The 13,790-nt window shown below is 68.8% G+C and carries 11 protein-coding genes; 7 read left to right on the top strand and 4 right to left on the bottom strand.

Annotation, left to right across the window (positions count from 1 at the left end; translation table 11 throughout):
• The first annotated feature begins 3 nt into the window (after window positions 1-3).
• The gene (gene qcrB, locus ACYVDG_RS04175; RefSeq protein ID WP_460746940.1) at window positions 4-1,647 is read left to right on the top strand and encodes a cytochrome bc1 complex cytochrome b subunit; all 1,644 of its coding nucleotides are present in this window, start codon (window positions 4-6) and stop codon (window positions 1,645-1,647) included.
• 403 nt (window positions 1,648-2,050) lie between these two features.
• Here qcrB and ACYVDG_RS04170 read toward each other — a convergent pair whose 3' ends face one another.
• The gene (locus tag ACYVDG_RS04170; RefSeq protein WP_460746939.1) at window positions 2,051-3,856 is read right to left on the bottom strand and encodes an AMP-dependent synthetase/ligase; all 1,806 of its coding nucleotides are present in this window, start codon (window positions 3,854-3,856) and stop codon (window positions 2,051-2,053) included.
• 560 nt (window positions 3,857-4,416) lie between these two features.
• Here ACYVDG_RS04170 and ACYVDG_RS04165 point away from each other — a divergent pair.
• Window positions 4,417-4,905: a hypothetical protein gene (locus tag ACYVDG_RS04165; RefSeq protein ID WP_460746938.1), complete on the top strand. Its 489-nt coding sequence runs from the start codon at window positions 4,417-4,419 to the stop codon at window positions 4,903-4,905.
• A 145-nt stretch (window positions 4,906-5,050) separates the two neighbouring features.
• The gene (locus ACYVDG_RS04160) at window positions 5,051-5,998 is read left to right on the top strand and encodes an ROK family glucokinase (RefSeq protein WP_460746937.1); all 948 of its coding nucleotides are present in this window, start codon (window positions 5,051-5,053) and stop codon (window positions 5,996-5,998) included.
• 39 nt (window positions 5,999-6,037) lie between these two features.
• On the opposite strand, the gene ACYVDG_RS04155 is transcribed toward ACYVDG_RS04160, so the two are convergent.
• The gene (locus ACYVDG_RS04155) at window positions 6,038-6,895 is read right to left on the bottom strand and encodes a lysophospholipid acyltransferase family protein (protein ID WP_460746936.1); all 858 of its coding nucleotides are present in this window, start codon (window positions 6,893-6,895) and stop codon (window positions 6,038-6,040) included.
• 412 nt (window positions 6,896-7,307) lie between these two features.
• Between ACYVDG_RS04155 and ACYVDG_RS04150 the strand changes: the two genes are divergently transcribed.
• From ACYVDG_RS04150 to macS, 3 genes are read left to right on the top strand one after another with little or no spacing between them, the layout of a single operon-like run.
• Window positions 7,308-8,105: an alpha/beta hydrolase gene (locus ACYVDG_RS04150; protein WP_460746935.1), complete on the top strand. Its 798-nt coding sequence runs from the start codon at window positions 7,308-7,310 to the stop codon at window positions 8,103-8,105.
• Entirely contained in the window at window positions 8,102-9,025 is a 924-nt protein-coding gene (locus tag ACYVDG_RS04145) for a hypothetical protein (protein WP_460746934.1), read from the top strand. Before ACYVDG_RS04150 ends, ACYVDG_RS04145 begins: the two co-directional genes overlap by 4 nt.
• Window positions 9,026-9,028: 3 nt before the next feature.
• Window positions 9,029-10,198 carry a MacS family sensor histidine kinase gene (macS, locus tag ACYVDG_RS04140; RefSeq protein ID WP_460747004.1) on the top strand — a complete coding sequence of 390 codons (1,170 nt, stop codon included), beginning with the start codon at window positions 9,029-9,031 and terminating at the stop codon, window positions 10,196-10,198.
• A gap of 5 nt (window positions 10,199-10,203) precedes the next feature.
• On the opposite strand, the gene ACYVDG_RS04135 is transcribed toward macS, so the two are convergent.
• Entirely contained in the window at window positions 10,204-10,845 is a 642-nt protein-coding gene (locus ACYVDG_RS04135; protein ID WP_460746933.1) for a molybdopterin-dependent oxidoreductase, read from the bottom strand.
• A gap of 372 nt (window positions 10,846-11,217) precedes the next feature.
• Here ACYVDG_RS04135 and aroF point away from each other — a divergent pair, with 372 nt between their 5' ends.
• Window positions 11,218-12,264 (top strand): 3-deoxy-7-phosphoheptulonate synthase, encoded by a 1,047-nt coding sequence (aroF, locus tag ACYVDG_RS04130; RefSeq protein WP_460746932.1) that lies wholly within the window; start codon window positions 11,218-11,220, stop codon window positions 12,262-12,264.
• Between the two features lie 226 nt (window positions 12,265-12,490).
• Here aroF and thiI read toward each other — a convergent pair whose 3' ends face one another.
• Window positions 12,491-13,783, bottom strand: coding sequence for a tRNA uracil 4-sulfurtransferase ThiI (gene thiI, locus ACYVDG_RS04125; RefSeq protein ID WP_460746930.1), 1,293 nt, complete (start codon window positions 13,781-13,783; stop codon window positions 12,491-12,493).
• Window positions 13,784-13,790: the final 7 nt, after the last annotated feature.

The following is a 13,790-nucleotide window of genomic DNA, read 5'->3' as shown; positions in this document are numbered from 1 at the left end:
TCGATGAGTAAGACCACGCAAGCACCAAAGGCACTGCGCGGCGTCGGAAACTACATCGACGACCGCTTCCACCTGGCCAAGACCGGTGAGAAGAACCTTCGCAAGGTCTTCCCGAACCACTGGTCGTTCATGCTGGGCGAGATCGCGCTGTACTCGTTCATCATCCTGCTCGTCACCGGCGTGTTCCTCACCCTGTGGTTCAAGCCGAGCATGGCCGAGATCATCTACGACGGCTCGTACGAGCGCCTCCAAGGCGTTCCCATGACTGAGGCCTTCGCCTCGACCCTGCACATCAACTTCGATGTGCGAGGCGGGTTCCTCATGCGCCAGATCCACCACTGGGCCGCGCTGATCTTCGTGGCCTCGCTGGTGGTGCACATGCTCCGGGTGTTCTTCACCGGTGCGTTCCGCAAGCCGCGTGAGATCAACTGGCTCATCGGTATCGCCATCTTCACCCTGGCCATCCTCGAGGGCCTCTTCGGCTACTCGCTGCCGGACGACCTGCCCTCGGGCATGGGTGTCCGGATTCTCCAGGGTGTGATCCTGGCGCTGCCGCTGGTCGGCACGTACATCTCGATGTTCCTCTTCGGCGGGGAGTTCCCCGGCGAGGACATCATCACGCGCTTGTACATGCTCCACATCCTGCTGCTTCCAGCGCTTCTGTTGGCGCTCATCGTGGCGCACTTCATGATCCTGTGGCACCAGAAGCACACGCAGTATCCAGGTCAGGGGCGAACAGACAAGACCGTGGTGGGAACGCCCATGTTCCCGGCGTTCGCGGTCAAGGCCGGTGGGTTCTTCTTCTTCACCTTCGCCGTGACCGCCGGTCTGAGCGCCTTCGTCCAGATCAACCCGATCCACCTGTTCGGCCCCTTCACACCGACGTCCATCACCTCCGGCCTCCAACCGGACTGGTACATGGGCTTCATGGAGGGTTCGCTGCGGATCTTCCCGAACACGCTGGACTTCGAGCTGTTCGGGTACCCGATCATCACAGCGGTTCTGGTGCCGGGCCTGGTGATTCCCGGGCTGATCTTCGGTGCGCTCGGCGCGTGGCCGTTCATCGAGCAGTGGATCACCGGGGACAAGCGCGCCCACAACGTCGCCGACCGTCCGCGCAACGCCCCGGTCCGCACCGGTCTGGGCGTCGCCGGCATCGTCTTCTACGGTGTCCTCTGGATGGCCGGGTCGAACGACGTGCTCTCGGAGACCTTCTCGATCGACCTGTACCTGACCACGTACATCTTCCGTACGCTGGCCATCGCCGGTCCGATCCTGGGTTACATCATCGCCAAGCGGATCTGCCTCGGCCTGCAGCGCCGTGACCGCGAAGCCCTGGAGCACGGTTACGAAAGCGGCACCATCCAGCAGCTGCCCAGCGGTGAGTTCATCGAGGTTCACAGGGAGAACTCCGACGAGACCACCCACGTGCTGCAGAGCAAGCCGACCATCACCTCGACCGCACTGGACGAGGGCGAGACCGATGAGAAGGGTGTGGAGAACCCCGCGGCGCGCAAGCCGATGGGCAAGTTCCGCCGTGCCCTGGCTCACTGGTACACGAAGGACAACGTGTCCTTCGAGGGCGTGGAGGCCCACTCGGGCCACCATCTGCACCACTCCTCCGATGGGGACGGCAAGGCCCACTAGGGCTGCAGCGACGACGGACCCGGCCGCATCGAGCGGCCGGGTCCGTCGTGTTTCCAGGGAACCCTGCCCGGGCCGGTCCCCTGAGCCCGCCCGTGCAGCCCCATCCCGCTCCGTTCGCCCGGTAAGCGGGACCGCCGCCTCCCGTCCAGCCCAGACCCGTCCAGGGGCGTCCACAGCCCTGCCGTGGCCGCGGCACCGACCACCACGTTCGGGGTTGCCCGGACCTGTCCGGGGCTTGCTTCCGGACGGCTCCGTGCTGCTCTCAAGCGGCTTCGCCCGTACGGGTACCTGCCCCGTTGCCCCAGTGCTCCTTCCGGCGCGCACGGCTGGCCTCAGTCCCGCACACGAAAAGGGCCGACCGTCGGCAAGGACGGTCGGCCCCTTCAAGTGGAGCGCGCTGGGCTTACGCGTAGATGTCGTCGATCTCCTGGCTCCACTGCTTGCTGACGACGTGGCGCTTGACCTTCAGGGAGGCGGTCATCTGGCCGCCCTCCTCGGTGAAGTCGCTCGGCAGGATCTTGAACTTCTTGATGCCCTCGGCCTTGGACACGGCCTTGTTGGCGTCGTCGACGGCGCTCTGGACGGCCGCGTTGAGGTCGGCGTCCTCGGTCATGTCCGCGATCTCGCCGCTCTTGTTGTTCGACTCCTTCCAGAGCTCGAACGACTCGGGGTCGATCGTGATCAGGGCCGCGATGAACTTGCGGTTGTCACCGACGACCATGCACTGGCTGACCAGGGCGCTGGCGCGGATGCGGTCCTCGAGGAGCGCCGGGGCGACGTTCTTGCCGCCCGCAGTGACGATGATTTCCTTCTTGCGGCCGGTGATGCTCAGGAAGCCGTCGTCGTCCAGCGAACCGAGGTCGCCGGTGCGGTAGAAGCCGTCCTCGAACGCCTCCTTGGTGGCCGCCTCGTTCTGCCAGTAGCCGATCATGATGTGGTCGCCCTTGAGCAGGACCTCGCCGTCGTCGGCGATCCGGATCGTGGTGCCGGGAAGGGGCTGCCCGACGGTCCCGATCTTGTTGAACCCGGGGCTGTTGACCGAGGTCGGGGCGGTGGTCTCGGTGAGGCCGTACCCCTCGGTGATGGTCAGCCCGGCTCCGCGGAAGAAGTGGCCGAGGCGGTCGCCCAGGGCGGAACCGCCGGAGACCGCGTACTTGGCCTCGCCTCCCAGCCGGGCCATCAGCTTGCTGTAGACCAGCTTGCTGAAGAGGCCGTGCTTGAGCTTGAGCCCGAACGGCACGCTGCCCTTGCTCAACGCCTTGCTGTACGCGATGGCGGTCTCGGCGGCGGCGTTGAAGATCTTGCCCTTGCCCTCGCCCTCGGCCTTCTGCTGGGCCTTGGTGAAGACCTTTTCGAACACGCGGGGGACCGCGAGCAGGAAGGTGGGCTTGAAGACGGAGAACTGGTCGATCAGCTCCGGACCGGTGCTGGGGTAGTGGCCCAGCACTGCCTTGCCCTCGATGACCATGACCTGGACGAAACGCGCGAAGACGTGCGCCAGGGGGAGGAAGAGGAGGGTGGACGGGGTGCCCTCGTGGCCCAGGATGACCGGCTTGGCCGGGCCCTCCAGCGCCGAATGGGAGATGAAGAGGAAGTTGCGGTGGGTGAGTTCGCAACCCTTGGGACGGCCGGTGGTCCCGGAGGTGTAGATGAGGGTGGCGAGGTCGTCGGCCTTGACTGCGGTGCGACGCTTCTCAAGGTCCTCGTCGGAGACGTCGGCACCGGAGGCGCGCAGGGCCTCCATGTCGTCACCGTCGAACTTCCAGACGCTGCTGAGATCGGAGGCCTTCTCGCGGACCTTCTCGATGCGCTCGGCGTGGGCGTCGTTCTCGACGAAGATCGCCTTGGCGCCGGAGTTGGTGACGATCCACTCGATCTGCTCGGCAGAGGAGGTCTCGTAGATCGGCACGGTGATGCCGCCGATGGACCAGATCGCGTAGTCGGCGACCGTCCACTCGTAGCGGGTGCGCGACATCAGGGCGACACGGTCACCGTGTTCGATGCCCGCTTTGATGAGGGCCTTGGCATAGCCGACGACGTCACCGTGCAGCCTCTCGACGGTCACGTCACGCCACTGGCCGGATCCGGGTTCCTCCTGGCGGCGGGCGGCGACGACGTTCGGCTCGCTGGCCGCGCGCGCAAAGAGCGTGTCGGTCAGCCGCGCGTCGTCGGAGATCTCGGCCTTCGCGGGAGAGCTGTATTCGCGCACGTGGTGCTCCTGGACGTGTACTAGGTCTAGTAGTGGGGACGTGATGACCGTAACAACACAACACTACTCGCGAGTAGAACAGGTTGTCGTTCGGTATCCAACAGTGATCGGAGCTTGACGCGTGAGTGAAGATGAACGCGCAGTTCACTCGCGTGACCCGCGGTGTGGAGTACCGCTGCTCCGGCTCTTCCCCCCTGTGGTCTTCTACGCGTGATCTTTCCCGGCGGGAGGGTGTTCGACCCCTGTCGGGTGATCCGGGAGTGCGCAGGTCGGGCCGGTGATCCCGGTTACTTCTCGCGCGGAGCCGAGACTATCGCCCGCACAGTGTTTCGTGCACATCCGGTTACTTCTGGGGCCTATGCGTCCTGAGTGTCCGTGTGGCGGCATCGGGGGTGGGAGGCCGCCGAGTCCGCGTGGCCCTCTCCCTCTGACCTGGGTGGCCCGGCGGCCCCCGAACCATCCCTGGTGCGCCCCTGAACCTGCCCTGAGAGGCCTGCCAGTGGGAGGTGTGGGCGGCTAACGTGTGGTCAGCGGACCGTACTAACTGGAGGCTTGCGGACATGACCGAGAACAATGGTGAACGGGCCGAGCGGTCGAACGGCACCCGCCCCGACAGCCCCGACCTGATCGATGACGCCCTTCGGCTGGTCGACAGCCTCCAGCGCAAACTCCTGGTGGCGGGGGTCAAGCGCGGGGTCGGGGCGGTCACCAACCCGCCGCCCAAGGGAGACGTGTGGGAAGAGGCGATCCGGGCCGAAACCAAGGAGGAGCGCCCGCCGGCCGAGGAGATCGTGGAGATCGTGCGCAAGAGCGCCCCTGAGGTGGCCGGGCACCTCGGTCGGGCCGGGATGTCGCTCGCGGGCGCGCTCGGGCGCACCTGGGGCGTGGTGGAGCGTTCGTTCGAGCAGGGCAAGGAGGAGGCGGCGCGGGCGCGCGAGGAGCGTGAGGCGCGGGAGCGTGCTCAGCGCGCCCGTGACGAGCGCGCTGGCGCGTCATCGCCCGGGGTCGAGGTGGACGGCACGGATCAGCAGGTCACCTCGGGTGAATAGGACATACACGGAGGCATCCGCTCCGGGGGTGTTCGGGGTCGCCTGAGCCTGGTTTAATCGAATGGTTTGCACCATTTGGAAACCCAATGCCATGAACCTTGAGACTTATGTCAGAGTTCGGGCGTAAGTAGAAGGAGCTGCCCCCATGCTGACCATTGGCGTAGACATCGGCGGAACCAAGGTCGCCGCCGGTCTCGTCGACCACGACGGGCAGATCCTGGACAAGGTCAAGTACCCCACCCCCGCCAACGACCCCCGCGAACTGGCCGAGGTCGTCGCCAAAGCAGTGGAGGAACTGCGGGCGCGCGAACCCGAGGACGCGGTCAGCGCCGTGGGGGTGGGGGTGGCCGGGTTCGTGGACGAGGACCGGGCCACCGTGCAGGTAGCGGTCAATCTGGGCCTTCGCGACGAGCCGCTCCAGGAACGCGTGCAGCAGCGGGTGGAGCTCCCCGTCGTCATCGAGAACGACGCCAACGCCGCGGCCTGGGCTGAGGCCCGCTTCGGGGCCGGGCGCGGCAGCGACCACATCGTGTGCGTCACCTTGGGTACCGGGATCGGCGGCGGCCTGGTGCTCGGCGGGGACCTCCACCGCGGCCGCTACGGGGTGGCCGCCGAGGTCGGCCACTACCGGATGGTGCCGCACGGCCGCCGCTGTGCCTGCGGCAACCACGGATGCTGGGAGCAGTACGCCAGCGGCCGCGCGCTGGTCGCGGAGGGGCAGGACCTGGCCCGCACCAACCCGCAGCGGGCGGAGCGCATGCTCAAGCTCGCCGAAGGGGCCGTGGAAGGGATCGGTGGCGAGGTCATCACCCAGGCCGCGGTGGAAGGCGACAAAGCCGCCCTCGAGTGCTTCCGGGTCGTGGGGGAGTGGGCGGGGCTCGGCCTCGCCGACCTCGCCGCGATCCTGGACCCGGAGTGCTTCGTCCTGGGTGGCGGGGTCTCCGACGCCGGCGACATCATCCTCGACCCGGTACGGACCTCCTTCGCCCGGCACGTCACCGGTCGCCCGGGCCGCCGCCTAGCCGAGGTCCGGGTGGCCGAGCTGGGCGGCGAGGCCGGCATCGTCGGGGCCGGAGACCTCGCCCGCCACTGATCGCGCGGACACCCCGCCGCAGGTAGCTCGCCGGGACTGCTACTCGTCGTCGGCCGGGGTGTCGCCCCCCGGCTCGGACTTCTTGGCCTCCTTGCGGGCCTTGCGCTCTGCGCGCTTGGCCTCTTTGCGGGCCTTGCGGTCGGACTTGCGGTCGGCGCGCTCGGTCCGGCGCTGGTCCTTGGCGCTGGCCTGCTGCTCGCGCTTGGCCTCCTTCTCCTCGGCCTCGACCTCGGCCTTGACCGCCTGGGCGTAGCGGTCCACGTACTCCTGCCCGGAGAGCTCCATGAGCGAGTACATGATCTCGTCGGTGACGGCGCGCAGGACCCGCTGGTCCTTCTCCATGCCGTGGTAGCGGGAGAAGTCGAGCGGCTTGCCGAACACCACCTTGGGGCGCACACCCAGCTTGGGGACGGTGCGGCCGGGGGGCATGATCTTCTCCAGGTTGATCATCGCCATGGGGACCACCGGGGCCTTGGCCTCCAGCGCCAGGCGGGCCACCCCGGTGCGCCCGCGGTACAGCTTGCCGTCGGGGGAACGGGTGCCCTCGGGGTAGATGCCGAGGAGATCGCCGCGCTTGAGCACGCGCAGGCCGGTGCGCAGGGCCCCCTCGCTGGCCTTGCCGCCGGAGCGGTCGATGGGGATCTGCCCCACCCCGGTGAAGAAGGCCCGGCTGGCGAAACCCTTCACCCCGGTGCCGGTGAAGTACTCGGCCTTGGCGAGGAACGTGATCTTGCGCGGCAGCGGAAGCGGACCGAAGAAGTGGTCGGAGAACGACAGGTGGTTGCTGACCATGATGGCCGGACCGCGCCGGGGCACGTTCTCCACGCCTTCCGCGCGGGGTTGCCACAACACGGCCAGAATCGGCCCCAGGATCGCCTTGACCACCCAGTAGAACATCGCTTCAGATCACCCCTGCACACGCGGGGAGTACTGCGCAGGTGCTGCCACGTCTCACTGTCCCGCTCGGCCGACAACGTCAGGAACACGCCCACCGCGGGTGCGGGGAGCACTGACGTTCGTCATCTTCCCACCACGTGCGGGTAACCACCAAAGCGTCCGGAACGGACGTCCGTGTCCGTCACGTGGGAAGGGGCCGCACCCCGGGCTCAGTCGAGGATACTCACCGTCGGCGGGGGACCTCGCGGGCGACCCGCTCCAGAGCGGCCGGGAACACCCCGGTCGCCCGCGTGGTTCGGGCGTAGGAACGTTAATCTGCCATCGATGACAAACGCTCATCCGAGCGACTAGCCTCGCGGCTGGGGCCGCCCGCCAACGGAGTCCTCCGCCGTACGATCCCGGGAGCAGACCTGTGAGACCGACCAGCGCCATCCCCCTGATCCCGGGTGCGGACCCATACAGTCACCCCGGATCCGGCGTCGGCGTTCTCCTCTGCCACGGTTTCACCGGCTCGCCCCATTCGATGCGCCCCTGGGCCGAGTACCTGGCTGACGCGGGGCTCACGGTCGAACTGCCCCGGCTCCCCGGGCACGGCACCACATGGCAGGACATGGCCACCACCACCAGCGATGACTGGTACGCCGCCGTGGAGGAGGCGCTGCTCGACCTCGCCGACCGGTGCGACGAGGTGTTCGTCATGGGCCTGTCCATGGGCGGCGCACTCACCCTGCGCCTGGCCCAGGAGTACCCCGAGCTCGTCGGCGGCGTGGTCCTGGTCAACCCCTCCCTGGTGGTGGAGGACCGCCGGCTCCCGGTCATCGCCCCGATCCGCCGCCTCGCTTCCCGGATCCTGCCCTCCACCCCCGGCCTGTCCAGCGACGTGGCCATGGAGACCGCTGCCGAGGGCGGATACGACCGGGTCCCCACCGCGGCCGCGGCGACACTCCCGAAGCTGTGGCGCACGGTTCAGGAGGGCATGTCCGGTTTGCGAGCGCCGGTTCTGGCCTACCGGAGCCCCCAAGACCACGTTGTGGGACCGGACAGTCTGCGTATCCTCGCTAGGAGAGCGGTCAACACCCGGCTGACGATCCACCTGCTTCACGACAGCTACCACGTGGCGACCCTCGACCATGACGCCGCCACCATCTTCGAAGGAAGCCTCGCGTTCGTACGCGAACGCAGGAGAAGCGGGGAAGGAGCCGACCGATGACGCAACGTCGGGGCAACGGCCTGCTCGCCGACGCCTACGTTCCCCTGATCCTGCTCGCGCCCTCACACGCCGACCTGATGCTGGACGCGCTGCGTCGCAGTGGGATCGCCGCCTACGCCGTCCCCTTGGAGGAGGACGTCCTGGAGCCCACCGGCGGCCAGGTCGAGGACCCGCCCACCGACCACCTCTACGTCGATGCCGAGGAGCGTGCGGCGGCCGAGCACGTACTCGGCTCCGAACTCCCGGACCTGGGCGACCGGGAGGGCGAACCCGACCTGTTGGCCTCGCGCGGGGAGAGCCGTGCGGAGTCGGAGGCCGAGGAGCACGGCCAGGAGTCCCCGGCCGTCCACGAGGGCAACGAAACGCCGGTCGGCGGCGACCTGCTGGACAGCCCGCCGACCAACGTGGACCAGCCCGACCAGGCGAGCTCCGACGACGAGGACGAGGTCTGGAACGACCTGGTCGCCCGCTTCTACGACGACTCCGAAGGCCCCAGCGATCAACGCGGCCGTGTCGCGTGGCCCGACGCGGAGAACCTCAACGCCCCGGACGAACGCGAAACCCAGCTCGGCGACATCCTCGCCAACCTGCCCCGCGACCGCGAAGAGACCGACGACGAGGAAGAGCACCGGCGCGAGGAGGCCCAGCGCAGGGCCGAAGCGGAGATGGAGGGGCACTACGAGCCCCCGCCCCCGCCACCCCTGCTCCAGGGCGACAGGGTCGGCATCGCCGCCTGGTTCGGCCTCCTGGGCGGCCCGGTGCTGCTGTTCGGCGCCGCCTTCCTGGGTATCTCGCTGCCCAACTGGATCATGTTCCTGACCGTCGCGGCCTTCATCACGAGCTTCGTCGTGCTCATCCTGCGCATGACCGACTCCCGGCCGCCCGGTGACAGCGGATCCGACAACGGGGCGGTGGTCTGACCCCTGGGCTTCGACGTCCCCCTCTGGCGCTCCTTCGCCCTCTACCGGGCCGCGGCGCTGGTCTACGCCCTGGTTCTGGTGGTCCAGCACCACGAGTACCTGGCCCGGCCGTGGGTGGCCTGGGCCGTGCTCGTCGTCATGTCCGTCTGGACCGTCGTGACGACCTACGGCTACGCCCGGCCGGCCTGGCGTACCTGGCGACTGCTCACCGCCGACCTCTTGGTCGCCTTCAGCTGCCTGTTCGCCACGGCGCTGGCGGCCACCCCCCACTACCTCACCCAGTCACCACCGCTGAGCTCCTACTGGTTCGCCGGTGCCGCGCTGTCGGCAAGCGTCATCTGGGGGCGGCGCGGGGCCGCGACGGTCGCCCTCGCCTACGGGGGCGCCGACGTCACCCTGCGCGTGCTCATGGACGCCCAGGTCACCGCGGCCACGGTCCGGGGCGTCGTCCTGCTGCTGCTCGCCTGCCTTGCCGTGGGATACATGTCCCGGGTGGCCGAACAGGCCGAGGAGCGCTTCGCTCAGGCGGTCACCCTCGAGGTGCGGATCCGCGAACGCGAGCAGCTCGCCCGCTCCATCCACGACTCGGTGCTGCAGGTACTGGCCCTGGTGCGCAGGCGCGGCGACGAGATCGGGGGAGAGGCAGCCGAACTCGGGCAGATGGCCGGTGAGCAGGAAGTGCGGTTGCGCTCCCTGATCACTGACGGCCTGGACTCGGCCGCAGAGGCCCCGCCGCCGGACTCCGCGGCCCCTGCCCCGGCCCAAGGCGCCCCGGTCGATCTGCGGGAGCTCCTGCGGCGTATGGAGTCCGTACGGGTGTCGGTCTCGGCCCCGGCCACGCCGGTGCCGTTGCCGGAGCACGCCGCCGTGGAACTTGCCGCGGCCGTGTCGGCGGCCCTGGACAACGTGGAGCGGCACTGTCCGCCGGGGACCCGGGCGTGGGTACTGGTGGAGGACGAGGACGGCGCCGTCGTCGTGACCGTGCGCGATGACGGCCCCGGCATGCCGCCCGGCCGTCTGGAGCGGGCCCGCTCGGACGGCCGCCTCGGGGTGGCCCAGTCCATCCTGGGAAGGGTTCGCGACCTCGGCGGAACCACCGAGGTGTTCAGCGACCCGGACGAGGGTACCGAGATCGAACTCCGGGTAGCCCGCGGCGTCTCTTCCCCGAAGTGAGGGCGTCAGCGGTTCCGGTCGTCCTGGGAGGCGGAGTCCTCCTGGTGGGAGAAGCGCTCCTCGTTCCAGGGGTCGGCCCGGTTGTGGTAGCCGCGCTCCTCCCAGAACCCCCTCCGGTCACCGACCATGTACTCCACCGCCCGTAGCCACTTCACGCTCTTCCAGCCGTACAGGTGCGGTACCACCAGGCGCAGCGGGAAACCGTGCTCGGGGGTGAGGGGTGCGCCGTCGCGGTGCGTGGCGAGCACAACGCCCTCCTCGAGGAAGTCGTCGAGCCGCAGGTTGGCGCTGTAACCGTACTCCCCCCACACCATCACGTGGGTGACTTCGGAGGCGGGCGGCGCCAGTTGGAGGAGGTCGACCGCGCGGACCCCGCCCCAAGGAACGTCGGGGATGCTGAACCGCATCACGCAGTGGAAGTCGCGCACCGTGTCCGCGCGGGGGAGTTCGGCGAACTCCTCCCAGGTCCACCGGTAGGTGCCCAGCGACTCGGTGGCGCCGAACACGCGGAAGTCCCACCGCTGCGATCGGAAGGTGGGGACCCGGCCGTAGTGCAGGGGCTTGTGCTCACGCCGAAACGCCTGCCCTGGGGGCAGCCGCAGCCGCTGTGTCCCACCTAGGCCTCCGGCCTCCGTGCCCTCGGACAACCCGTCCCCCCGGTCCTGTAGCTCCGGCCGCTCCAACACTGGCACTGGTGTCCCCCTCTGTTGGGAGACGACGGCATCCTGACATCCTGCCAGCAACCGAAGAGAGCTAGGTCACTCCCCCCGGGTGTGCGGCCGGGCGCTGACTGTGCGCTATAGTCACTGCCATGCAGCGAAACTTTTGGCGCTTTTATGGCTACCGGCCCCACTCCCCGGTCGCCTGTAAAGCGCTGCGCTGACACAGACGACTTCCCAGGAGCCCCGGGCCGGTACAGGCCCGGGGCTCCTTTGTTTTCGCACCGGGTCAGGCCACAGCCCGGCCAGGCGCCACACCGCGCGGCTCAGCCACCCACACAACGAACAGGGACTACCTACATGGTCATCGTCATGGCGCCGAACGCCACCGCCGACAACATCGACGCGCTCGTCGAACTGGTCTCCTCCGCCGGGGGCGAGGCCTACGTGACGCGCGGTGTGAGCCGCACGATCATCGGCCTGGTCGGCAACGTCGAGCAGTTCCAGGACCTTGGCCTGGCCGCCAAGCCCGGAGTCAGCGACGTCCTGCGCATCTCGGCGCCGTACAAGCTCGTCAGCCGCGAGAACCACGACAGCCGCACCGTGGTCAGCGTGCGCGGTGTCCCGATCGGCGGCGACAACATGACCGTCATCGCCGGCCCCTGCGCGGTCGAGACCCCGGAGCAGACCCTCGAGGCCGCCCGCATGGCCAAGGCCGCGGGGGCCGCCCTGCTCCGCGGCGGCGCCTTCAAGCCCCGCACCTCCCCGTACGCCTTCCAGGGCCTGGGCGAGGAAGGCCTGAAGATTCTCGCCGACGTGCGGGAGAAGACCGGCATGCCCATCGTCACCGAGGTCGTGGACGCCGCCGACGTCGAACTGGTCGCCTCCTACGCGGACATGCTGCAGGTCGGCACCCGAAACATGCAGAACTTCGCCCTCCTCCAGGCCGTCGGCGACGCGGGCAAGCCGGTCCTGCTCAAGCGCGGCATGAGCGCCACCATCGAGGAGTGGTTGATGGCCGCCGAGTACATCGCCCAGCGGGGCAACCTCGACATCGTCCTGTGCGAGCGGGGTATCCGCACCTTCGAGAAGGCCACCCGCAACACCCTGGACATCAGCGCGGTCCCGGTGGCGCAGAACCTTACCCACCTGCCGGTGATCGTGGACCCGTCGCACTCCGGCGGCAAGCGCGACCTGGTCCTGCCGCTGTCGCGCGCGGCCATCGCGATCGGCGCCGACGGCGTGATCGTGGACGTGCACCCGAGCCCCGAGACCGCACTGTGCGACGGCCCGCAGGCGCTCCTCGAGGAAGACCTGTCCGAACTCCGCGATCTCTCCGGCACCCTGGCCACGCTGAGCGGCCGTACGCTCACCCCGGCGCCCGAGCGGGAGTTCGCCGCCCTGTGACGGAGCCCCGGGCAGCCCGGTGGGGGGGAGAGGCTGACCGTCGGGAGGTGAAGCAGCCTCCCTGAGCGGGGAGAACGGAGAACAGTGCCCCTCGGACGCTCGCGGCAGGAGCGTCCGAGGGGCACCTTCGTGTTCGGGGCCCGAAGCCCTCAGCCAGGTGCCAGCCTGATGGGGCCGACCCGCACGGGCTCAGCCTGCTCGGGTCCGGTCAGGAAAGCGGGTGCGCTCAGGAAACGGGTGCGGCGGCCTTGGCCGTGCTGGGGGAGACCCGCTTGGGAGCTTCCTCGCCCAGGAAGCTGGGCTTGTGCAGCTGGGCCGTGGTGACCAGGTGCTCGGCCAGCTCTTCAGCGTCCAGCCGCTTCTCGATCTGGCGCAGGTCGCCGATCTTTGCGGCGGTCTCCACCTGGCGGGGCGTGAGCATCGTGCAGCAGTCCTCGTCGGGCAGTTCCGAGATGGCCAAGGTGCCGATCCTGCGGGCGTGGTCCATGATCTCGGTCTTGTCCATACCGATGAGCGGGCGCATGATCGGCAGGTCCACCGCGTCGTCCAAGGCGGTGATGTTGGTCATCGTCTGGCTGGAGACCTGGCCCAGCGCGTCCCCCGTGATCAGGCACTCCGCCTTGAGGTTGTCGGCCAGGGCCTCGGCGGTCTTCAGCATCAAGCGCCGCTGGGCGACGATCTGGAGCCGCTCGGTGCCGGAGCTCTTCAACTGCTGCTGGGCCTTGCCGAACGGCACCACGAACAGCCGCGAACCCACCTGGTAGCGGTCCAGCTGACGGACCAGGCTGTAGGCCTTGTAGATGGACTCGGGGCCGGTGAAGGGCATCCCGGAGAAGTGCAGGAAGTCCACTTTGAGGCCGCGCCGGATCATCCGGTGCGCGGCGACGGGGGAGTCGATGCCCCCGGACATCAGCACCAGGCCGCGGCCGCTCATCCCGGCGGGCAGACCGCCCTGGCCGGGGATGCCGTCGGTGAAGACGAACGCCTCGTCCTTGTCGATCTCGACGTGCAGGGTGTTGTCGGGGTGCTTGAGGTTCACCTTGTAGCCGTGCGCCTCGATGATTCTCGCCCCGAGGAAGCCGGCCAGCTCCCCGGAGTTCATCTCGAAGCGCTTGTCCCGGCGGCGGGCACGCACCGCAAAGGTGCCCTCGCGGTCGGCCATCGAGCGCACGCCGACGTCCACGATGGAGTCCAGGTCCTTGGGCACGCGCCGCACCAGGTGCACCCAGACCACGCCCATGACGTTGGCCATGCGGTCGGCGATCTCCGCGACCTCGAGGTCGGAGGCGCCGCGCTTGCGCACGATGATCACGCCGGCGCCGCGCTGGGAGAGCCGGATCTCGCCCAGATCGCGCACCGAGGAGCGGATGTTGTTGTGCAGGCGGCGCTCGAACAGCTTGCGGTTGGAGCCCTTGAGGACGATCTCGCCCAGCTTCATGAGCACGCAGAGCTCACCGAGCCCGCTGTCGGCGCCGACCTCGGTGGGCGGGATCGGTGCGGACTCCAACGACGCGGACATGGTGCTA

Source organism: Nocardiopsis oceani, assembly GCF_054777395.1.
Note: the sequence above shows the minus strand (reverse complement) of the source record. Positions and strands in the feature narration are given on the sequence as shown.

Excerpts from the sequence above, each read along its gene's own strand:
- qcrB (WP_460746940.1), top strand. The coding sequence starts at position 4 with ATGAGTAAGACCACGCAAGCACCAAAGGCACTGCGCGGCGTCGGAAAC.
- ACYVDG_RS04165 (WP_460746938.1), top strand. The coding sequence starts at position 4,417 with ATGACCGAGAACAATGGTGAACGGGCCGAGCGGTCGAACGGCACCCGC.
- ACYVDG_RS04160 (WP_460746937.1), top strand. The coding sequence starts at position 5,051 with ATGCTGACCATTGGCGTAGACATCGGCGGAACCAAGGTCGCCGCCGGT.
- ACYVDG_RS04155 (WP_460746936.1), bottom strand. The coding sequence starts at position 6,895 with ATGTTCTACTGGGTGGTCAAGGCGATCCTGGGGCCGATTCTGGCCGTG.
- ACYVDG_RS04145 (WP_460746934.1), top strand. The coding sequence starts at position 8,102 with ATGACGCAACGTCGGGGCAACGGCCTGCTCGCCGACGCCTACGTTCCC.
- aroF (WP_460746932.1), top strand. The coding sequence starts at position 11,218 with ATGGTCATCGTCATGGCGCCGAACGCCACCGCCGACAACATCGACGCG.
- thiI (WP_460746930.1), bottom strand. The coding sequence starts at position 13,783 with ATGTCCGCGTCGTTGGAGTCCGCACCGATCCCGCCCACCGAGGTCGGC.